Genomic DNA, 18,863 nt, shown 5'->3' with positions numbered 1-18,863 from the left:
GCCGGCGCAGGAAAATTGTTGCCTTGACTTTCCCTCTCCCACGCCCGACTTCCTAGCGTCCGAGGAGACCAACCAATGCCAGAACCCCGACGATCGACGATCGATGCCGGAGAAGTGGAACGCTTTTCCGCCCTTGCCGCCGAATGGTGGAACCCGAACGGCAAGTTTCGTCCGCTGCACAAGTTCAATCCGGTGCGGCTTTCCTATATCCGCGACCAGATAGCGACGCGCTTCGGCCGTGACCCGCGTGCCGCGCGGCCGTTCGAGGGGCTGCGCATCCTCGACATCGGCTGCGGCGGCGGTCTTTTGTGCGAGCCGATGGCGCGGCTTGGCGCCGAGGTCGTGGGAGCGGATGCCTCCGAGACAAACATCGAAGTGGCCAAACTGCACGCGGCCGAAGGCAATGTGATCGTCGACTACCGAGCCACGACGGCCGAGGATCTTGCCGACGCCGGCGAGACATTCGACGTCATCCTCAACATGGAAGTGGTCGAGCACGTCGCCGACATCGACCTGTTCGTCGCCAAATGCGGGCAGATGGTCCGGCCCGGCGGCATCATGTTCGTGGCCACCATCAACCGCACGCTGAAGGCGCTGGGTCTCGCCATCATCGGCGCTGAATATGTGCTGCGCTGGCTGCCTCGCGGCACCCACCAGTTCGGCAAGCTGGTGCGCCCGGAAGAGCTGGAAAAGGCGCTCGGCGGCGCCGGCCTGACGGTCATCGACCGCACCGGCGTCACCTACAATCCGCTTGCCGACCGCTGGGCGCGGTCGAAGGACATGGACGTCAATTACATGGTGCTGGCGGAAAAGGGCTCCGTCTGATCCGGTCTCTCGCTATTCAGTGTTGAGCGGCCTATAGCCGCCTCGCCAATAGATCAGCGCCTGGCCGGCATCGCGGGTGCGCACCGCCTCGACCGAACCGATGACGATGGAATGCGTGCCGCGGTCGATCATCTCGTCGAGGCTGCAGTCGAAGGCGGCCACGGCGTCGGAAAGCAGCGCGGCTCCGGTCTTCAGCGTCACCCATTCGGCGCCCTCATAACGGTCTTTGCCCTTGATGCCGCCAAAGCCGGAGAAGCGCTCCGCCACGGGTTGATGCTGAGGCCCGAGCGAATTGACGCCGAAGTGCCGGTAGCGCTCGATAACCGGCCAGGTCGATGACGATCGGTTGACGCAAGCGATCACCTTGGGCGGCTCGGCCGACAGCGAGACCACCGAGATGACGACAAGGCCGGAACGGTCGTCGCCGACACCGGCGGTGATGACGCTGACATTGCCGACGATGAGCCGCATGGCGGCGCGGAAGTCGGCGACGCCGACCGGACCTTCTGTCATGGACATTGCCTCTTGGCTTCGTTGCTAAGCCGCCGACTGCATTGCGGCCGGTGCGATGCGGATGCCTCTCTCTTCGAGAACGGGTAGCACGGTGTCGCGGAAATAGGGGAATTCCTCGACATAATCGACGAAGGACAGCGTCGAGCCGCGAAACCCTGCCTCGTGCAAGGCGGTGATCCCGTCGGCGACCTGCTCGGGCGTGCCGGTGAGCGGGAAGCCGCCATGGCCCGCCGCCATGCGGTCGCGAATGAGCGCCAGGAGATCATGCGGGAACGACTGCGCATGGGCGAATTGCAGCCGCACCAGATTGTCGACCGCCGCCCAGTCGGCATTGGCGCGGCCGAAATGTTCGAGATAGTCCGTGGCTTCCTTTTCGGTCGGCCGGCAGACGACATGGGCAAAGGTCAGCACGTCGACATCGCTGCCGGCGGCCCTCGCCTGCTCCTTCAGCGCAATGATCTCATCCTTGGAGCGCGCCAGGTCGATCGCCGGCGTGAACAGGAAATCGGCGTTGGCGACCGCGAATTTGCGGCCCTGCTCCGACCCGGCCGCGTTGAGGATCGGCAGCCGTGACGACGGGCGCGGGTCGCCAAGCACATTCTTGAGCTTGAACCAGGTGCCGTCCCAGTCGAAGGCTTCCGTGCGCTCCCACAACGCCTGGACAATATCGAACCATTCCTGGGCATAGCCGTAGCGCGTGACATGGTCATCGGGCAGCGTCAGCCCAAGCGCCTCATATTCCGGCTTGTTCCAGCCGGCGACGATGTTGAGGCCGATGCGGCCGCGGCTGATCTGATCGATGGTCGCCAGTTGCTTGGCGACGACCACGGGATGGTTGGCCGCCGTATGGGTGGTGGCGAAAACCGTGATGTTGCGGGTGAGCGCCAGCAGCCCGGCGGCCCAGGTGATCGTCTCCAACACGTTGCCGTGGAAATTCGTCTCGCCGCCATAACCGATCCAGCGCGCGATCGGCAGCATGAAGTCGATGCCGGCTTCGTCGAGCAGATGCGCCAGCCGCAGATTGTTGTCCCAGGAACTGGCCCAGCGCTCGGGAACCTTGGTGACGGTCATGCCGCCGGAGCAATTGGACGCGAAAGTGCCGAGAAAGAAGGGCTGCGCGTGAGGCGCGGTCTTGTCGAGCATGCTCATTGACGGTGTTCTCCTCATTTTGCTTATAATTTATGATAGAAAGTCTATCATAAATTCATGTGGACGCAATCACCGGGATCAGCGCATGCTGATGGCAGGGGGACACGCAGATGAACGAACGGCGCAAATCTTTGGAAACACAGGCCGGGTTGCTGGATCGCGGCTGGCATCTGGCACGCACGCCGCTGGAGATCGACGTCACCGAAGTCGAGTACGCGCTGATGCGCTCCTACGAGGCATTCGGTCATTGGCAGGCTGAATGCCTCGCCACGGTGATCGAGTTTTCCGCCAGCGGACCCGAGAACGCGCTGCTCCACATCATCCGCATGAACGACCGCCCGAAAAGCGTGCGCGATCTTGCCCAGATGACCAACCGCGACGACATCCCCAACATCCAATACAGCCTGCGCAAATTGCTGAAGGGCGGTTTGATCACCCGCACCGGCAGCGGCAGGGCCGGCGTCACCTATGAAGTGACGCCGCTCGGGCATCGCGTGACCGAGCGCTATGCCGACATCCGCTCCGTCCTGCTCATCGATGCGGTGACGCGCATCCCCGAAATGGCTGACAAGCTCGAAGATGCCGCGCGCACGCTCGAGCTGATGACCGGCATCTACGAACAGGCGGCGCGGGCCGCCGCCACGCACCGCCGCCGGCATCCAAGGCCGGAGCCTGGCGGCGGCGGAAAAGTTTGACGAGTTTACGCAGGTTGCGGCTTCGCGACGGCCTGGCTCTGAGCCTTCGTGGTGATGAAGACGCCGGCGGTGATGATGGCGGCGCCGGCCCAGGTCAGCAGCTGATAGTGCTCGCCAAGGAAGATAGTCCCGGCAAACAGGCCGACCGCGGCCGCCACATAGCCGATCTGGCTGAGATAGACCGGGCCGCCGACCGCCTGCAGCCGGAAGAAGAAGGCGAACATCGCCGACGCCGATGCGACCTGCGCGACGACGACCAGCGGCACGTCGCCGAGCGGCGCGAAGGCCTTGATGCCGAACAGAGCGAGAATGCCGGCGAGCAGGAGCGTCGCCGCCGCCAGATGGCTGCCGACGGCAAGCTCGATCGGGCCGGTGCCTTTCGGCCAGTCGACGGTGCGGTAGATGTTGCCGGCTGCAAGACTGACCGGGATCAGCAGCCCCATCAACACCCAGAACAGATCGGCCGGTTGGCCGGCCTCGCCGCGCGTCACCGCCACCATCACGGCGCCGACGAAACCGACGGCGATGCCTGATATGCCCAGCATGTTCGGGCGCCGGACACGCAGCAGGATCGAGAACACCAGCGTGACGACGGGCGACAGCGTGAACATGATGCCGGTATAGCCGGCGCCCAGATGCGGAATGGCCGAGAACATCAGGAGATTGGGGACGGCATAGGACACGGCCGCCGTGACGAAGAAATAGCGCAGCTTGTGCGGGGTGAGCCGGACACGCTGGCCGCGCAGCAAAAGCACGCACAAAAGCACGCCGCCGGCGCCGAGCGAGATGACGAAGGCCCAGACCATGGCCGGCACGCCAGCTGCCGTGGCGAGCTTGCCGAAGGGCAGCGTCAGGCCGAGCAGGCCGCCGGTGACGACCAGCAGGCCGAGCGCCGAATCCCAGAGAAATTTCATTGGATGGTTCCCGTGACTCAATCGTGGAACTAGGCACTTGCCGCGCTTGGCCGGTGCTGTATCTTGAGATAGGATAGCGCAAAGATTCTTAACGTCAAGATATTTAACGGTGAGACAGATGGATCGTGCGGCTAAAGCGATCGAGCAGTGGAAACGGGAGCGGCCGGACCTTGATGTCTCGCCGATGGGCGTGCTCGGGCGATTGAACGAAGCCTCGTCGCTGATCGCGCGTGATCGCCTGGCGCCGCTGTTTGCGCGATTCGGTTTGCAGGCCGGCGAGTTCGACGTGCTGGCAACGCTGCGCCGCTCAGGCTCACCCTACGCGCTGACGCCGACCGCTCTCTATGAGGCGACGATGGTGACCTCAGGCGCCATGACCAACCGGCTCGACCGGCTGGAGAAGGCCGGATTGATCCTGCGCGGCCCGCACCCCAACGACCGGCGCGGCATCGTCGTGCAGCTTTCCGAGAAGGGTCTCGCCTTGATCGAAGAGGCGCTGACCGCCCACGTCGCCAACGAGCACGAGATTCTGGCGGGCCTAAACGACGCCGAACGGGAGACGCTGGCTCGGCTGCTTGGCAAATTGATCGCAAGCGTGAGCTAATCGCTCAGTTGCGGTCGTCGGGAAACACCGGGATCGGCATGAAATCGACGCCGTCCTCGGCAAGGCCCTTGGCCTCTTCCAGCGTCGCCTCGCCATAGATGCCGCGTGGGTCGGTTTCGCCGAAATGGATTTTTCGCGCTTCCTCGGCGAACTTGTCGCCGACATAGTCGGCATTCTCGCGCGCCTTCTCGGCCATCGCCTTCAGTTGCGCCAGGGCCTGCTTCTGCGCCTCGCCCGTGGCGAGCGCTATGGTCTCCTGCTTGCGCGCCGTCGAAACGGCCGGCGCCATCAGGGCCTTCTCCACCTTGTGCGAGCCGCAGCTCGGGCAATCGACAAAGCCGCGCTTCTTCTGGGTGTCGAAATCGTCATTGCTGCGGAACCAGCCCTCGAACTGGTGCTCGTTTTCGCAGATCAGGGAAAAGCGGATCAAGAGGCGGCACCCCTGAGACGCGGCGCGTCCGCCGCGCCGGCATTGATGGTGAAATCCCGCGCATTCTTCAAATTGGGGATCTTCTTGCGCGCCGCAAGCGACTGCGCCGGGTCGATCTCGGCGACGATCACAGCGGGTTCGTCATGCGCGGCTTCCGCGATGATGTGGCCCCACGGGTCGACGATCAACGAATGGCCATAGGTTTCGCGGCCGTCCTCGTGCAGGCCGCCTTGCGCGGCGGCGACGACAAAGGCGCCGTTCTCGATGGCGCGGGCCCTGAGCAGCACGTGCCAGTGCGCCTCGCCGGTCTGGCGGGTGAAGGCGGCGGGCACGGTCAAAACATCGGCGCCGGCCAGCGCCTCGGTGCGGAACAGCTGCGGGAAACGCAGGTCGTAGCAGACCGCAAAGCCCAGCCTGGCGCCCGCAACCTCGGTCACGACGGCCTCGGTGCCGGGTTCGTAGGCAGCCGATTCGCGCCAGCTTTCGCCATTGTCGAGATCGACGTCGAACATGTGGATCTTGTCATAGGTGGCAAGCGTCGCGCCGTCCGGACCAAACAACAGCGCCCGGTTGGCGAGCTTGCCGTCGGCGCGCAGGATGGCGGTCGAGCCGATATGCAGGAAGACGCCGAGTTCGCGCGCCAATTCGCGAGCGGTCGCAACGATGATGTCCTTGTCTTCGGAGGTGAAGGAGGCGGCACGCGCCTGCTTGTCGCGGATCAGCGCCCCGGTCATTTCCGGCGTCTGGATATAGGTCGCGCCTTGCCCGGCCGCTTCACGCACCAGCCGTTCGAGATCGACGACGTTGCGCTCGGGGCTTTCGCCGGAACGCATCTGGACCGCCGCAGCCTTGAAAACACCCATCATCACACCCTCAAATCGTCGCGCCGTTGGCGAGCAGCCTGTCCAGCCGGCCTTCGGCCTCCAGATCATGGAGATCATCGCAGCCGCCGACATGCGTGTCGCCGATGAAAATCTGCGGAAAGGTCGTGCGACCATGTGCGCGCGAGATCATCTCCTGGCGCAGTTCCGGCGAAAATGAAGCGTCGTGCTCGGTATAGGCGACGCCCTTGCGCTCCAAGAGCCGCTTGGCCGCCGTGCAGTAGCCGCACATCATGCGCGTATAGATCGTGACATCGACCATGATGAATTTCCGCTTTCGTTGCCGACTTATATAGTCGCGGACTCGTCCGCCCGAAAGTCCCCCGGCAACACACGCGCGAAGGTGAGCACATCGACGGCGGACGCACCGCCCCTTTTCAGTGCCTTGGTGGCCGCACGCACGGTGGCGCCCGTGGTGTAGACGTCGTCGATCAGAAGCACCCGGCGGCCGGCGATCTCGATCTCGGCCTCGGCCGGCACGCGGAAGGCGGCCCGAACATTCTCCTCGCGCTCCTGTCGCTCCAGCCCGACCTGCTGGCGGGTCAGTTTCACGCGCCGCATGGCGGAAGGCGAGAAAGACAGGCCGCTGAGCTCGCAAACCGCGCGCGCCAGTTCCGCCGACTGGTTGAAGCGCCGCCGGAAAAAACGCCGCCAGTGCAGCGGTACCGGCACCACCACATCGGCCTCGGCGACGAGATCGGCGCCGGCGCGCACCATCCAGCGCGCCATCCAAGGTGCCAGATCGGTGCGATCCTGGTATTTCAGCCCTTGCACCATCTGGCGGGCGACGCCGGAATAGGCGACGGCTGCCCGCGCCCGCTCGAAGGGCGGCCGGTCCGCGATCGCCTCGGCCGACAGAAAACCCTCGCCCATATGATGGGTGAACGGCGTGCCCATCACCGGGCACCAGGGCCGTTCCAAGAGCCGCAGCTTCGGCCAGCAGGCGCCGCACAGCACGCCGGGCTGCGAGACATGCCGGCGGCAACCGGCGCAGACCGGCGGGAACAGCATGCGCGCCGGCCAGCCGAGGGCCGATCGGGCGAGGTTCCTGATGCCGGTGGACTTGATCTCTGGCATCGGATCGGCCACGTGGTTGGTTCTCCGCACCGAGTGTACCAAGTATATCAGGGCGTGGACAAACAAGGATCCGCCCGTTGCAGCCTATTATGGATACCTCTTTGTGGCTGGCGCACAAGCGGCGTGCGCTCAGCCATCCGGTCGACGGTGCCGATTTCCTGATGAGCCGCGCCGCCGAGGAGCTTGCCGACCGGCTGGGCGCCGTCGAGCGCCGGTTCGGTAAGGCGACGGTGCTGTTTTGCCAGACATCGGCCGCGGCCGATGTGCTCGCCGCGAGCGGCAAGGTCGCGGATATCGTCCGCGTCGAGGCGGATGCTGTCTTCCTGACTGGTGCCGCCGGCCTGGTCGCACCGCTCGAAACCGTTCCCTTCGAGCCGGAAAGCCTCGATCTGGCGGTGTCGCTTCTGTCGCTGCAGGCGATGAACGACATTCCCGGCATGCTGATCCAGATCCGCCGCGCGCTGCGGCCAGACGGACTTTTCCTTGGCGCCTTTGCCGGTGCCGGCACGCTTTTCGAGTTGCGCGAAAGCCTGCTTGCGGCCGAGACGGAGCTTTACGGCGGCGCCAGCCCGCGCGTCGTCCCCTTCACCGACGTGCGCGATGCCGGTGCGCTGCTGCAGCGCGCCGGCCTTGCCCTGCCGGTCGCGGATGTCGAGACCGTGACGGTGCGCTACGCCAATTTGTTTGCCTTGATGGCGGATCTGCGCGCCATGGGCGAAACCAGCGCGCTCACCGACCGCAGCCGGCGGCCGGGGACACAGCAGTTGTTTGCCCGCGCGGCGGAAATCTACGGCGAGCGGTTTTCCGACGCCGACGGCCGGGTAAGGGCAAGTTTCTCGATTGTCTGGATGTCCGGCTGGGCGCCCGACGCCTCGCAGCAAAAACCGCTGCAGCCTGGTTCGGCCAAGGTCTCGCTGAAGACGATACTGGAGGCTCCCGACCGGCAATGATCGGCGTCAGGCGCGGACAGCCAGATCAGGGTGCGAAGGCGTTCGCAAGCCGGCTGCCATTGTCGCTGAACAGCCAGGTGATCGAGTTGAAGACCTGACTGATGCCGGCGACGATAGTCAGCGACAACACAGCGACGATCAGGCCATATTCGACCACAGTGGCGCCGGTCTCGTCCTTCAGAAATCGCAGCAGCACTGCTTTCATAACCTCAACCCCTCTCGCCAGGATACTACCGCCGATCTGTTAAGAAAGGTTAATGGCAAAGGCTTAACAGGCGGTGAAACGGCCGCCCTTCCCCAAACATCTAACCATGTCAGCAGTCGCCGCTGCTTCTGCCGTCGGAACTGATGATGCAGACCGAACCGGGCTGCGCCTGCAGCACGCTGCGGCGCACCGTATAGGTGCTGCGATGGCTGATCGAGCCGGTGGCGGTCATGTCGAGACCACCGGAAAAACCATCGCGCGTCGATTGCGAGCGCGTCTGGCTGTCGAGGAAAGGGGTCGCGATCAGCGCCAGAGCCACCGCGGCCGAGCCAAACAGCAGCGTGATCCGCAGGATGCCCATGCCGGCATCGACGGCACGGAAGCCGCGGTCGGGCCGGATCGAATCCCAATCCCTGTCGAGGCTCATCCTATCGCTCCCCAGCCATCCGCGACGCGGCCGCGAAGACACGGCCAAGCATCAATTTTTCATGATGAGATAAATCTTCCATTAACGCTGGGTGATATGGACCGTGGCCCGCTCCTCAGAGCAATTCCAGGAAAAGTGTGAAGCGGTTTTCCCGGGAAAGCGCATAGCGCTTTCCTTTGGGAATTGCGTCAAAACAAATCCTCAGATCAGATCGATCAGGAACGGGATCAGCGGCGCGTCGGCCGGCGGCATCGGATAGTCGCGCATCTGTTTCGGCCGCACCCATTTCAGCGCCTGCCCTTCCCGGGGCTGGGCGATCCCGCGGAAGCGGCGGCAGACGAACAGCGGCATCAGCAGATGGAAGTCGTCATAGGAATGGCTGGCGAAGGTAAGCGGCGCCAGGCACGGGATTTCGGTCTCGATGCCGATCTCCTCGTGCAATTCGCGGATGATGCATTGTTCCGGCGTCTCGCCGGGCTCGACCTTGCCGCCGGGAAATTCCCACAGGCCCGCAAGCTGCTTGCCCTCGGGCCGCTGCGCGAGCAGCACCCGGCCGTCAGTATCGACCAACGCGCAGGCCGCGACCAGGAGCAGGCGCTTGCCGGTATTGGCCAGATCATTCATGCCCAATTTCACTCATGCCCAACTTCACTCATGACCGGGCGGCCGGCGATAATGGTAGCGATAGACTTCCTCGAAGCCGAGCGACCGATAGAGCGCCAGCGCCGGCACATTGCCGGCCTCGACCTGCAGCCAGGCCTCCCGCGCGCCGCGCAGCCGCGCCCATTTCAGCGCCGACCGGATCAGGTTGCGGCCATGGCCCTTGTTGCGCGCCGCCTTGTCGGTGGCGACTTCGAACAGGCCGGCGAGATCGCCGTCATGCACGCAGATCAGGGTCGCCAGCGCCTCTGCCCCATCTTCCAGTGCGAACAGCCCGGCCTCGGGCTGGATGGCGCCGATGATCTCCGACAGGCCGGGCCGCAGCGAAACGTCCGAGCCGCTGACCTTGAGCGACGCGCCGATGAAGCGGCTGATGTCCTTGAGCGGGATCTGGTCCATGGCGGCATCGAGCTGGGCGTCGGCCAGCGGCAATCGCATGACCAGCGATTCGTCGAACCGGCTCCAACCCTGCTTGTCGAGATGGCCGGCAAGATCGGAACCTGACAGCGGCGACATGCGGAACGTCAGCGGCCTGCCATAGGCGTCGAAACGGCGGCTGGCGCGGCCGATCCGGTCGGCGATGTGCATGATATCGCCGGGATCGAGCGGGTTGACCGAATTCAGCCGCTTGGCCGGGTGGCCGGCGGTGAGCCTCACCACCCAGGTGCCGTCATAATGGACGGCGGCTGCCGGCCAGGCGCGAAAGCCGGCCGCCTCGTAGCGGCGCACGATCGCGAGCATGCTTGCCGGATGCCTGGAAGCCAAAACCGTCAGCTCCGATAATCGCCGTTGATGGCGACATATTCCTTGGTGAGGTCGCAGGTCCACACCGTCGCCTTGCCGCGACCGATGCCGATATCGGCGCGGATGCGGATATCGTCGCGCTTCATGTAGGCCGACGTCTTTTCTTCCGAATAGGCCGGATCGCGCTCGCCCTCATGCGCCAGCCGGTTGTCGCCGAACCAGATCGACAGCCGGTCGCGGTCGGCGGGCTCGCCGGCCTTGCCGACGGCCATGACCACGCGGCCCCAATTGGCGTCCTCGCCGGCGACCGCCGTCTTGACCAGCGGCGAATTGGCGATCGACAGCGCGATGCGCTTGGCCGAGCGGGCGGATTTCGCGCCGGTGACGGTGACTTCGACCTGCTTGCGGGCGCCCTCGCCGTCGCGCACCACTTGCAGCGCCAGCGACTTCAGCACCTTGCCGAGCGCCCGGCGGAACTGACCGAGCCGTGCGTCTTTCGGGTCGGTGATTTCGGGCGCACCGCGCTTCGCCGCCTTGCCGGTGGCGAAGATCAGCAGCGTGTCGCTGGTTGAAGTGTCGCTGTCGACGGTCACCGCGTTGAAGGTCTTGGCCGTGCCGCGCGACAACAGGTCCTGCAGCGCAGAGGCCGCGATGGGCGCGTCGGTGGCGATAAAGGACAGCATCGTCGCCATGTCGGGGGCGATCATACCCGCGCCCTTGGAGATGCCGTTGATGGTGACATCGGTGTCACCAAGCTTGACGGTCTGCGTCGCCACTTTCGGATAGGTGTCCGTGGTCATGATGGCTTTTGCCGCCTCGGTCCACAGGTCGGGCTTGCCGTCGCTGATCAGCCCGGCAAGAAGATGGCTGAACTTGGTGGTGTCGAGCGGCTCGCCGATGACGCCGGTCGAGGCCAGGAAGACCTCACCTGCCGTGCAGCCGGCAGCCTTTGCCGCCGCCTCGCCCGTCAGCGCGGTGGATTCGCGGCCCTTCTTGCCGGTGAACGCATTGGCATTGCCGGAATTGACGACCAGCACCCGCGCCTTGCCGGCGGCAAGGTTCTGGCGGCAGAAATCGACCGGCGCCGAGGGGCATTTCGACTTGGTGAACACGCCGGCGACCGCGGTGCCGGCGTCGAACACCATGGCCAGCAGGTCGGTGCGGTTCTTGTACTTTATCCCTGCTTCGGCGGTGGCGATGCGCACCCCTTCAATGACAGGCATCTTGGGGTACTTCTTCGGCGCGAGCGGCGAAATCGTCGTGGACATGGGGACCTCGGGCGGGAAAATCGCAAGGGGAAGGCCGGTTTGCCCGATACGGCGCGCGGGCGCAAGGGCGTTTTCGCCGCGCCTGCCGGGGCGGCGGACCGCGCCGGATTAAGCCTGCATTTCAAATCTGTTGGCGTCGCCGGGGCCTGTGGCGCTATGATTGCGACCCATGGGCAGGCTTGCGATCCTCGCTTGGGCATTTCTGGGAGTGTTGCTGCTGAGCGCCGACGCTGAGCCGGCGCGGCGCGTGGCGCTCGTCATCGGCAACGGTACCTATGCCGAGGCCGGCACGCTGGCCAATCCGGTCAACGACGCCCTCGACATCGCCGACAAGCTGCGCTCCATCGGGTTCGAGGTCATCGAAGGCAACGACCTCGGCAAGCGCGAGCTCGAACGCAGCATCGGCGAATTCTCCGATGCTCTCGAAGGCGCGGGCGTCGGGCTTTTCTACTATGCCGGCCACGGCCTGCAGGTCGACGGGCGCAACTACATCGTGCCGGTCGACGCCAAGCTCGACATGCCGGTGAAACTGCAGCTCGAAGCCGTGCCGATCGACGAAGTCCTCGACATCATGGAACAGCAGACCAAGGTCAGCCTGGTGTTTCTCGATGCCTGCCGCAACAATCCGTTTGCCCGCGGTCTCAGCCGCACCGCCGCGACGCGCTCGGCGACGGCACTCGCCGGCCTGGCGCAGTTTGATTCGACGCGCGGTTCCTTCATCGCCTTCTCGACGGCGCCGGGCGCGGTCGCCATGGACGGCACCGGGCGCAACTCGCCCTTTGCATCAGCCCTGTTGCGGCACATCGCCGAGCCCGGCCAGAGCATCAACGACATGATGATCGCGGTGCGCCGCGACGTCGTTTCGCAAACCCGCGAAGCCCAGCGCCCCTGGGAACAGGGCTCGCTGCTCGAACGCTTCGAATTCGTCCCGGGTGACGGGCCAGCCCCGAAGCCCAAGCCGGCGGCCGAGCCGGCGCCGGCCCCACAGGTCGCGGCGCTGGAGCGCTCCGTGGGTGACGACAAGGCTTCGATCGAACAATTCCTGCGCCGGGATTACCTGACCCCGAACACCAGGACGATGGCCGAAACGGTCAAGCGGATCTACGGCTCGTCGGCCACTATTTTCGGCACGCGCTACGACGCCGATGCCATCGTCAAGGTGAAGACCGACTGGTTCGCGCAATGGGCCTCGTGGTCGCTCGGGCTGGAACCCGGCAGCCTGGAGATCACGCCGCATGGCGAGGACCGCGCCGATGCCGCCTTTGCCATGCGCTACGACTATGTGCCGAAGGACAAGTCGGCGGCACGGCTCACCGGCAAGGCGCGCGTCACGCTCGGGCTGGTCAAGGCCGTGGAGGGATGGCGCATCGAATCCGAAACCTCGCAGGCCATGCAGTGATGCGCTGACCCCGGGCGCGAATTCACGCCCTTTGGCGCGACATGAATTCGGCCGCGAAGCAAAGCAGTGCCGCAACCGGCAGCGCCAGGCCGATCCAGCACACCAGCGGCCAGCCGCCTTGCGCATAAGCCCAACCGCCGACGCCCGAGCCGATGGCGCCGGCGATGAAGAACGTCGCCATGTAGAGCCCGTTCAGACGGCTGCGATGGGCGGCGCCGAGCGCGAACAGATCGCGATAGCCGAGGACGAGGTTGGTCTGCACGCCGAAGTCCAGCACGATGGCGGCGGCGACCAGGAGCGTCAACGAAAGCATCGAGCCGCTGTGGGCGATGCGGGTTACAAGAAACGCAACGGCGACGCACAGCATGGCAAAGGCTGTCGCCGGACGGCTCCAGCCGCGGTCGGCTACTCTTCCGGCGAGCGGCGCGGCGATAGCGCCGGCGACGCCGGCCAACGCGAACAGGCCGATGCCGCGCTGCGTCAAGTTGAAATCGGGTCCGGCCAACAGCAGCGGCGTCGTCGTCCAGAACAGGCTGAAGGCTGCGAACAGGAACGCCTGATAGAGAGCCCGCCGCCGCAGCACCGGCGTCGTGCGCGCAATTTGCACCATGGACGCCAAAAGCGCGCCGTAGCTCAGACGCGCCGTCGGCACGCGCCTGGGCAGCGCGAACCGCAGCACCACGGTCAGCACGATCATGACAATGCAAGAGGTAAAGTAGACCACATGCCAGGACGACAGCGCGGTGATGAAACTGGAAAACGGGCGTGACAGCATTATGCCCAGCAACAGTCCGACCGAGACATTGCCGACGACGCGGCCACGCCTGGCTTCGGGCGCCAGGTGCGCCGCATAGGGGATAAGGGTCTGTACCGCGACCGAGCCAAGGCCGACAAACAGCATCGCGGCCAGAAAAAACGCAGGCTGCGTTGAAATCGCCGCGCCCAGCAAGGCAAGCGTCGCGACAACGAGTATGCCGAGCACGAGCCTGCGGTTCTCGATGAGGTCGCCAAGCGGCACGATGAACAGCAGCCCCACCCCGTAGCCGATCTGCGCCATGGTAACGATCAGGCCCGCCGCATGTGGCGGCAGGCCAAGTTCGGCGCCGATCGGGCCAATCAATGGCTGAGCGTAATAGATATTGGCAACGATCAGGCCGCAGGCGGCAGCCAGCAAGAAGGTCATCCAACTCGAAATTGTCGTCTCGGCGGGTGCAGAGGCGGATGCGATAATGGTCGTCATGGCGATGTCCATCGGAACGAAACGTTTCGTTGAATAGAACGAACCGTTCCGTTTCGTCAAGCGATGATGTATGAAGATCTCTTGGCATCAGCGTGTTTTGCAGCCAAGGGCTTTATTTGGCGCCCGCACAAGGGCTGCAAGGAAACGAGCGCTTCCGCATGGTTCGGATCCAGCTGGCAAAATGCGGGGAGGCAGACGGTTGCCGTCGGGTTGTTGTTTCAACCGAGACACAAACCGCTTCAGGAGGGAACGGCTCATGGGCGAAATCGCCGATCCGGCACGCAAATCGATTGGCGCCAGGCGCAATCCCGATAGCGCCGAAGCCATTCTGGAGGCTGCCGTAGCCGTGCTGATCGAGGCCGGCTATGCCGGCTTCTCGATCGAGGCGGTGGCGCGCCGCGCCCGTGCCGGCAAGCCGACCATCTACCGCTGGTGGCCGAGCAAGGCGGCGCTGCTGCTCGAAGTCTACCAGCGCCAGAAGCGCGTCGACATTCCCGATACGGGAAGCCTGGAGGAGGATCTCGTCGGCTTCCTGATCAATCTGTTCACGCATTGGCGCGAGACATCGTCGGGCAGCGTCTTCCGGTCGCTGATCGCCGAGGCACAGTCGGATGAAACCGCGGCCGCGGCCCTGGCCGGTTATGCCGGAGCGCGCCGCACCCACACCGGCCAGATCATCGAGCGCGCCAAGGCGCGGGGCGAGATCGCCGGCGATATCGATCCAGGTGTGGTCGCCGATATCATCGCTTCCTACGCCTGGCGGCATCTCCTGACCAACCGGCTCGACGAACCCGAGGCGACGATACGCAAGATGGTCCGCTATCTCCTGCAAGGCATAGCAGCCGGCAGATAACGGTATGGCGGCCAACAAAAAAGGGCGCGGCAACCCTTGGCTGCCGCGCCCCTTTTTTCCAAACGTCGTTCGGGCTTACTTGCCGGCTTCCATCGTATCGACGGCCTGCTTCAGCTTGGCGTCGGGGATCTCGACCTTGGCGCCGGCGCGCAGCGACTTGACCAGCGCGAAATACTTGTCGCGGATGACCGCCTGCTTGGCCTGGTCCTTGACGTCGTCGAAGGCCGGCGGCTGCTTGGCGCGCTTGTCCTCGAGCTTGATGACATGCCAGCCGAACTGCGTCTGCACCGGCTGCGCGGTGTATTTGCCGACCTCGAGCGCGAAGGCCGCCTTGTCGAACTCCGGCACCATCTGGCCGGGCCCGAACCAGCCGAGATCGCCGCCATTGGACTTGCCCGAGGGGTCGCTGGTGTGCTCGTTGGCGAGCTTCTGGAAATCGCCACCCCCGTCGAGCTGCTTGATGATCGCCTCGGCCTCTTCCTTCGTCTTCACGAGGATGTGACGGGCATGCACCTCGTTGACCGGCGGCGTGTTGGCGATTTCCTGGTCGTAGCGGGCGCGGATCTCGGCGTCGGTGACCTTGTCGACGACGCCCTTCTCGACCATCTCGCCATGCAGCGCGCGCTGCTGCAGGAAGGCCATGCGGCGCTGGAAGTCGGGATCCTTGTCGAGGCCGTCGGTAACGGCCTTGGCGGCCATGACGCGGATCTCGATGGCAGCCGAAAGGGCAGCCGCGCGGCGCTGTTCGGGCGGCAGCTGCGCGAATTGCTGCGACAGCTCGCCTTCGGCAAGCACCAGGTCGGCTTCGGTCAGGGGCTGGCCGTTGACCGTGGCGACAACGGCATTCGGGTCGACCGGCGCCGCGGCGGGTGCGGCCGGAGCAGCAGGAGCGGCCTCCTGCGCCATGACGGGCGACAGGCAAAGAGCCGACAGGCCGAAGGCCAGACCAAGGCTGGCAAGCGACGCACGGCGGAACAACAAGGGCATAAGGATGACTCCGGTGAAGGATTGTAAGGAGGGGTGGCTTCCAGATCAGCCAGATTGTGGCGGAATTTGGCGCGACCGGCAGGGCCAGCGCGGCGTTGACATCAGTTGAGCCCCCTCTTATCTGTCCAACGACTTTGCGTCCAGAACCGTTTTCCGGGCGCTTTTTGTGTTTGCCCGTATTCAGGCGGTGCGATCACGCGGATTTGATGGGGCCGGCCGGCGCCCGTCTAAAGATTGAGAATTCTATCGAAAGGACCATTGGATGGTCAGTCTCGGCGGTCTCGCCCGTAAGGTTTTCGGTTCCTCCAACGACCGTCGGGTCAAATCGACCCGGCCCCGTGTCGAGGCGATCAACGCCATGGAAAACGAGATGCGGGCGCTCTCCGACGCCGAACTCGCGGGGCGTACGGAGAAATTCCGCCAGGATATCGCCAATGGCGCCAGCCTTGACGACCTTCTGGTCCCGGCCTTCGCCACCGCCCGCGAGGCGGCACGCCGCGTGCTCGGCATGCGCCCCTTCGACGTCCAGCTGATCGGCGGCATGGTGCTGCACAATGGCGGCATCGCCGAGATGCGCACCGGCGAGGGCAAGACCCTGGTCGCGACACTGCCGGTCTACCTCAACGCGCTCGCCGGCAACGGCGTCCATGTCGTCACCGTCAACGACTATCTCGCCACCCGCGACTCCGAATGGATGGGCCGCGTCTACAAATTCCTCGGCCTCTCGGTCGGCGTCATCGTCCACGGCCTGTCCGACGAAGAGCGCCGCGTCGCCTACGCCGCCGACGTCACCTACGCCACCAACAACGAGCTCGGCTTCGACTATCTGCGCGACAACATGAAGTACGAGCGCGCCCAGATGGTGCAGCGCGGCCACAATTACGCGATCGTCGACGAGGTCGATTCCATCCTGGTCGACGAAGCGCGCACGCCGCTGATCATTTCCGGTCCGCTCGAGGACCGTTCGGAAATGTACAACACCATCGATACTTTCATCATCCAGCTGCAGCCGCAGGATTATGAGATCGACGAGAAGCAGAAGACCTCGATCTTCACCGAGGAAGGCACCGAGAAGCTGGAGAACATGCTGCGCGATGCCGACCTGTTGAAGGGCGAGTCGCTCTACGACGTCGAGAACGTCGCCATCGTCCACCATGTCAACAACGCGCTGAAGGCGCACCGGCTGTTCCAGCGCGACAAGGACTATATCGTCCGCAACGGCGAGATCGTCATCATCGACGAGTTCACCGGCCGCATGATGCCTGGCCGCCGCTATTCGGAAGGCCTGCACCAGGCGCTGGAAGCCAAGGAGCATGTGGCGATCCAGCCGGAGAACCAGACGCTCGCCTCCGTCACCTTCCAGAACTACTTCCGCCTCTACAAGAAGCTGTCCGGCATGACCGGCACGGCGCTGACCGAGGCCGAGGAATTCGGCAACATTTACGGTCTCGAAGTCACCGAGATCCCGACCAATCTGCCGGTCATCCGCAAGGATGAGGACGACGAGGTCTACCGGACGGTCGAGGAGAAGTACAAGGCGATCGTCAAGGAGATCCGCGAAGCCAGCGCCAAGGGCCAGCCGACGCTGGTCGGCACCACCTCCATCGAGAAGTCCGAGCAACTGGCCGACCGCCTGCGCAAGGAAGGTTTCAAGGATTTCGAGGTTCTGAACGCCCGCCACCACGAGCGCGAGGCGGCGATCGTCGCCCAGGCCGGCAAGCCCGGCGCCATCACCATCGCCACCAACATGGCCGGCCGCGGCACCGACATCAAACTCGGCGGCAATGCCGAGATGCGCATCGCCGACGAATTGGGCGACATGCCTGAAGGCCCCGAGCGCGAGGCGCGCGAAAAGGAAATCCACGCCGACGTCGAGCGCCTGAAGGAAAAGGCGCTGGCCGCCGGAGGCCTCTACGTGCTCGCCACCGAACGCCATGAATCGCGCCGCATCGACAACCAGTTGCGCGGCCGCTCCGGCCGTCAGGGCGACCCCGGCCGTTCGAAATTCTTCCTGTCGCTGCAGGACGATTTGATGCGCATCTTCGGCTCCGAGCGCATGGACGGCATGCTGCAGAAGCTCGGCCTCAAGGAAGACGAGGCGATCATCCATCCCTGGATCAACAAGGCGCTGGAGAAGGCGCAGAAGAAGGTCGAGGCGCGCAACTTCGACATCCGCAAGAACCTGTTGAAGTATGACGACGTCTCGAACGACCAGCGCAAGGTCGTGTTCGAGCAGCGCATCGAACTGATGGACGGCGAAGGCCTGTCGGAAACCATTGCCGAGATGCGCGAGGGCGTCATCGACGAGATCGTCGCCAAGGCCATCCCCGAAAACGCCTATGCCGAGCAGTGGGATGTCGCCGGCCTGAAGGCCGAGGTCGCCGAATTCCTCAATCTCGACCTGCCGGTCGAGGAGTGGGCCAAGGAAGAAGGCATCGCCGAGGACGACATCCGCGAGCGCATCACGGCTGCCGCCGACGCCGCCGCCAAGGAGCGCGCCGAGCGCTTCGGCCCCGAAGTGATGAACTATGTCGAGCGGTCCGTGGTGCTGCAGACGCTCGACCATCTGTGGCGCGAGCACATCGTCAATCTCGACCATCTGCGTTCGGTCGTCGGCTTCCGCGGCTACGCCCAGCGCGATCCGCTGCAGGAGTACAAGGGCGAAGCCTTCGAACTGTTCCAGGCAATGCTGGGCAATCTGCGCCAGGCCGTCACCGCGCAGCTGATGCGCGTCGAACTGGTCCGCCAGGCCGCCGAAGCCCCGCCTCCGGAAGCGCCCGACATGTTCGGCACGCATATTGACGGCACCACCGGCGAGAACGATTTCGAAGGCGGCGAGACCGCCGTCCTGGTCCGCCCGGAGACGACCGCCATTGTGGCTCCCGAGAACCGCGATCCGAACAATCAGGCGACCTGGGGCAAGGTCGGCCGCAACGAAGCCTGCCCCTGCGGCTCCGGCAAGAAATACAAGCACTGCCACGGCGCATTTGCGTAAGGGGCGCGCGCTTACCTTCTCCCCGTTCACGGGGGCGAAGGAGGCTC

The 18,863-nt window shown here is 64.8% G+C and carries 21 protein-coding genes; 7 read left to right on the top strand and 14 right to left on the bottom strand.

The window, feature by feature from the left end; translation table 11 throughout:
• Window positions 1-75: 75 nt before the first annotated feature.
• Entirely contained in the window at window positions 76-825 is a 750-nt protein-coding gene (ubiG, locus tag ACWGS8_RS03130) for a bifunctional 2-polyprenyl-6-hydroxyphenol methylase/3-demethylubiquinol 3-O-methyltransferase UbiG (protein WP_143976408.1), read from the top strand.
• A 12-nt stretch (window positions 826-837) separates the two neighbouring features.
• On the opposite strand, the gene ACWGS8_RS03125 is transcribed toward ubiG, so the two are convergent.
• Together ACWGS8_RS03125 and ACWGS8_RS03120 are read right to left on the bottom strand one after the other, a co-directional pair.
• Window positions 838-1,344: a flavin reductase family protein gene (locus tag ACWGS8_RS03125; protein WP_454579554.1), complete on the bottom strand. Its 507-nt coding sequence runs from the start codon at window positions 1,342-1,344 to the stop codon at window positions 838-840.
• A gap of 18 nt (window positions 1,345-1,362) precedes the next feature.
• Window positions 1,363-2,487: an LLM class flavin-dependent oxidoreductase gene (locus ACWGS8_RS03120; RefSeq protein WP_454579553.1), complete on the bottom strand. Its 1,125-nt coding sequence runs from the start codon at window positions 2,485-2,487 to the stop codon at window positions 1,363-1,365.
• A 110-nt stretch (window positions 2,488-2,597) separates the two neighbouring features.
• Here ACWGS8_RS03120 and ACWGS8_RS03115 point away from each other — a divergent pair, with 110 nt between their 5' ends.
• Window positions 2,598-3,182: a winged helix DNA-binding protein gene (locus ACWGS8_RS03115; RefSeq protein WP_454579552.1), complete on the top strand. Its 585-nt coding sequence runs from the start codon at window positions 2,598-2,600 to the stop codon at window positions 3,180-3,182.
• Window positions 3,183-3,187: 5 nt separating this feature from the next.
• Here the strand turns inward: ACWGS8_RS03115 and ACWGS8_RS03110 are convergent, their stop codons facing one another.
• Complete coding sequence (locus tag ACWGS8_RS03110; protein WP_454579551.1) at window positions 3,188-4,096, bottom strand: DMT family transporter; 909 nt, start codon at window positions 4,094-4,096, stop codon at window positions 3,188-3,190.
• Window positions 4,097-4,214: 118 nt separating this feature from the next.
• On the opposite strand from ACWGS8_RS03110, the gene ACWGS8_RS03105 reads away from it, so the two are divergent.
• The gene (locus tag ACWGS8_RS03105) at window positions 4,215-4,700 is read left to right on the top strand and encodes a MarR family winged helix-turn-helix transcriptional regulator (protein ID WP_454579550.1); all 486 of its coding nucleotides are present in this window, start codon (window positions 4,215-4,217) and stop codon (window positions 4,698-4,700) included.
• A 4-nt stretch (window positions 4,701-4,704) separates the two neighbouring features.
• On the opposite strand, the gene ACWGS8_RS03100 is transcribed toward ACWGS8_RS03105, so the two are convergent.
• Genes ACWGS8_RS03100 through ACWGS8_RS03085 form a run of 4 tightly spaced genes read right to left on the bottom strand, consistent with a single transcriptional unit; the run spans window position 4,705 to window position 7,100 of the window.
• Entirely contained in the window at window positions 4,705-5,130 is a 426-nt protein-coding gene (locus tag ACWGS8_RS03100; RefSeq protein WP_454579549.1) for a DUF1178 family protein, read from the bottom strand.
• Window positions 5,127-5,993 carry a carbon-nitrogen hydrolase family protein gene (locus ACWGS8_RS03095; protein ID WP_454580110.1) on the bottom strand — a complete coding sequence of 289 codons (867 nt, stop codon included), beginning with the start codon at window positions 5,991-5,993 and terminating at the stop codon, window positions 5,127-5,129. The genes ACWGS8_RS03100 and ACWGS8_RS03095 overlap by 4 nt, the downstream gene beginning before the upstream one ends.
• Before the next feature lie 10 nt (window positions 5,994-6,003).
• Entirely contained in the window at window positions 6,004-6,273 is a 270-nt protein-coding gene (grxC, locus tag ACWGS8_RS03090) for a glutaredoxin 3 (RefSeq protein ID WP_454579548.1), read from the bottom strand.
• A gap of 26 nt (window positions 6,274-6,299) precedes the next feature.
• Window positions 6,300-7,100 (bottom strand): ComF family protein, encoded by an 801-nt coding sequence (locus tag ACWGS8_RS03085; protein WP_454579547.1) that lies wholly within the window; start codon window positions 7,098-7,100, stop codon window positions 6,300-6,302.
• Between the two features lie 65 nt (window positions 7,101-7,165).
• Between ACWGS8_RS03085 and ACWGS8_RS03080 the strand changes: the two genes are divergently transcribed.
• A complete protein-coding gene (locus ACWGS8_RS03080) occupies window positions 7,166-8,038 on the top strand; it encodes a class I SAM-dependent methyltransferase (RefSeq protein ID WP_454579546.1) in 873 nt (290 codons plus the stop codon).
• Window positions 8,039-8,063: 25 nt separating this feature from the next.
• Here the strand turns inward: ACWGS8_RS03080 and ACWGS8_RS03075 are convergent, their stop codons facing one another.
• The 5 genes from ACWGS8_RS03075 to argJ all read right to left on the bottom strand — a co-directional run bounded on the left by ACWGS8_RS03075 (window position 8,064) and on the right by argJ (window position 11,342).
• The gene (locus ACWGS8_RS03075) at window positions 8,064-8,243 is read right to left on the bottom strand and encodes a Flp family type IVb pilin (RefSeq protein WP_454579545.1); all 180 of its coding nucleotides are present in this window, start codon (window positions 8,241-8,243) and stop codon (window positions 8,064-8,066) included.
• A 109-nt stretch (window positions 8,244-8,352) separates the two neighbouring features.
• Entirely contained in the window at window positions 8,353-8,670 is a 318-nt protein-coding gene (locus ACWGS8_RS03070; protein ID WP_454579544.1) for a hypothetical protein, read from the bottom strand.
• A gap of 201 nt (window positions 8,671-8,871) precedes the next feature.
• Complete coding sequence (locus tag ACWGS8_RS03065) at window positions 8,872-9,294, bottom strand: (deoxy)nucleoside triphosphate pyrophosphohydrolase (RefSeq protein ID WP_454579543.1); 423 nt, start codon at window positions 9,292-9,294, stop codon at window positions 8,872-8,874.
• A 24-nt stretch (window positions 9,295-9,318) separates the two neighbouring features.
• Window positions 9,319-10,071, bottom strand: a complete 753-nt coding sequence (locus tag ACWGS8_RS03060) for a GNAT family N-acetyltransferase (RefSeq protein ID WP_454579542.1) — start codon at window positions 10,069-10,071, stop codon at window positions 9,319-9,321.
• A 29-nt stretch (window positions 10,072-10,100) separates the two neighbouring features.
• Complete coding sequence (argJ, locus tag ACWGS8_RS03055) at window positions 10,101-11,342, bottom strand: bifunctional glutamate N-acetyltransferase/amino-acid acetyltransferase ArgJ (RefSeq protein WP_454579541.1); 1,242 nt, start codon at window positions 11,340-11,342, stop codon at window positions 10,101-10,103.
• A 169-nt stretch (window positions 11,343-11,511) separates the two neighbouring features.
• Here argJ and ACWGS8_RS03050 point away from each other — a divergent pair, with 169 nt between their 5' ends.
• The gene (locus tag ACWGS8_RS03050) at window positions 11,512-12,741 is read left to right on the top strand and encodes a caspase family protein (protein ID WP_454579540.1); all 1,230 of its coding nucleotides are present in this window, start codon (window positions 11,512-11,514) and stop codon (window positions 12,739-12,741) included.
• A gap of 22 nt (window positions 12,742-12,763) precedes the next feature.
• Here the strand turns inward: ACWGS8_RS03050 and ACWGS8_RS03045 are convergent, their stop codons facing one another.
• Entirely contained in the window at window positions 12,764-13,981 is a 1,218-nt protein-coding gene (locus tag ACWGS8_RS03045) for an MFS transporter (RefSeq protein ID WP_454579539.1), read from the bottom strand.
• A 256-nt stretch (window positions 13,982-14,237) separates the two neighbouring features.
• Between ACWGS8_RS03045 and ACWGS8_RS03040 the strand changes: the two genes are divergently transcribed.
• Complete coding sequence (locus tag ACWGS8_RS03040; protein ID WP_454579538.1) at window positions 14,238-14,834, top strand: TetR/AcrR family transcriptional regulator; 597 nt, start codon at window positions 14,238-14,240, stop codon at window positions 14,832-14,834.
• Window positions 14,835-14,909: 75 nt separating this feature from the next.
• Here the strand turns inward: ACWGS8_RS03040 and ACWGS8_RS03035 are convergent, their stop codons facing one another.
• Entirely contained in the window at window positions 14,910-15,821 is a 912-nt protein-coding gene (locus ACWGS8_RS03035; protein WP_454579537.1) for a peptidylprolyl isomerase, read from the bottom strand.
• Between the two features lie 262 nt (window positions 15,822-16,083).
• Between ACWGS8_RS03035 and secA the strand changes: the two genes are divergently transcribed.
• The gene (gene secA, locus ACWGS8_RS03030; RefSeq protein ID WP_454579536.1) at window positions 16,084-18,816 is read left to right on the top strand and encodes a preprotein translocase subunit SecA; all 2,733 of its coding nucleotides are present in this window, start codon (window positions 16,084-16,086) and stop codon (window positions 18,814-18,816) included.
• The last annotated feature ends 47 nt before the right edge of the window (window positions 18,817-18,863 follow it).

This window comes from Mesorhizobium sp. 43Arga (assembly GCF_053714255.1).
This window is presented reverse-complemented; position numbering and strand designations above follow the sequence as displayed.

Bases quoted from the DNA above. Each gene is read 5' to 3' on its own strand.
- ubiG (WP_143976408.1), top strand. From the start codon at position 76: ATGCCAGAACCCCGACGATCGACGATCGATGCCGGAGAAGTGGAACGC.
- secA (WP_454579536.1), top strand. From the start codon at position 16,084: ATGGTCAGTCTCGGCGGTCTCGCCCGTAAGGTTTTCGGTTCCTCCAAC.
- ACWGS8_RS03125 (WP_454579554.1), bottom strand. From the start codon at position 1,344: ATGTCCATGACAGAAGGTCCGGTCGGCGTCGCCGACTTCCGCGCCGCC.
- argJ (WP_454579541.1), bottom strand. From the start codon at position 11,342: ATGTCCACGACGATTTCGCCGCTCGCGCCGAAGAAGTACCCCAAGATG.
- ACWGS8_RS03095 (WP_454580110.1), bottom strand. From the start codon at position 5,993: ATGGGTGTTTTCAAGGCTGCGGCGGTCCAGATGCGTTCCGGCGAAAGC.
- ACWGS8_RS03115 (WP_454579552.1), top strand. From the start codon at position 2,598: ATGAACGAACGGCGCAAATCTTTGGAAACACAGGCCGGGTTGCTGGAT.
- ACWGS8_RS03110 (WP_454579551.1), bottom strand. From the start codon at position 4,096: ATGAAATTTCTCTGGGATTCGGCGCTCGGCCTGCTGGTCGTCACCGGC.
- ACWGS8_RS03045 (WP_454579539.1), bottom strand. From the start codon at position 13,981: ATGACGACCATTATCGCATCCGCCTCTGCACCCGCCGAGACGACAATT.
- ACWGS8_RS03035 (WP_454579537.1), bottom strand. From the start codon at position 15,821: ATGCCCTTGTTGTTCCGCCGTGCGTCGCTTGCCAGCCTTGGTCTGGCC.
- grxC (WP_454579548.1), bottom strand. From the start codon at position 6,273: ATGGTCGATGTCACGATCTATACGCGCATGATGTGCGGCTACTGCACG.
- ACWGS8_RS03075 (WP_454579545.1), bottom strand. From the start codon at position 8,243: ATGAAAGCAGTGCTGCTGCGATTTCTGAAGGACGAGACCGGCGCCACT.
- ACWGS8_RS03120 (WP_454579553.1), bottom strand. From the start codon at position 2,487: ATGAGCATGCTCGACAAGACCGCGCCTCACGCGCAGCCCTTCTTTCTC.
- ACWGS8_RS03050 (WP_454579540.1), top strand. From the start codon at position 11,512: ATGGGCAGGCTTGCGATCCTCGCTTGGGCATTTCTGGGAGTGTTGCTG.
- ACWGS8_RS03105 (WP_454579550.1), top strand. From the start codon at position 4,215: ATGGATCGTGCGGCTAAAGCGATCGAGCAGTGGAAACGGGAGCGGCCG.
- ACWGS8_RS03040 (WP_454579538.1), top strand. From the start codon at position 14,238: ATGGGCGAAATCGCCGATCCGGCACGCAAATCGATTGGCGCCAGGCGC.
- ACWGS8_RS03060 (WP_454579542.1), bottom strand. From the start codon at position 10,071: ATGCTCGCGATCGTGCGCCGCTACGAGGCGGCCGGCTTTCGCGCCTGG.
- ACWGS8_RS03065 (WP_454579543.1), bottom strand. From the start codon at position 9,294: ATGAATGATCTGGCCAATACCGGCAAGCGCCTGCTCCTGGTCGCGGCC.
- ACWGS8_RS03070 (WP_454579544.1), bottom strand. From the start codon at position 8,670: ATGAGCCTCGACAGGGATTGGGATTCGATCCGGCCCGACCGCGGCTTC.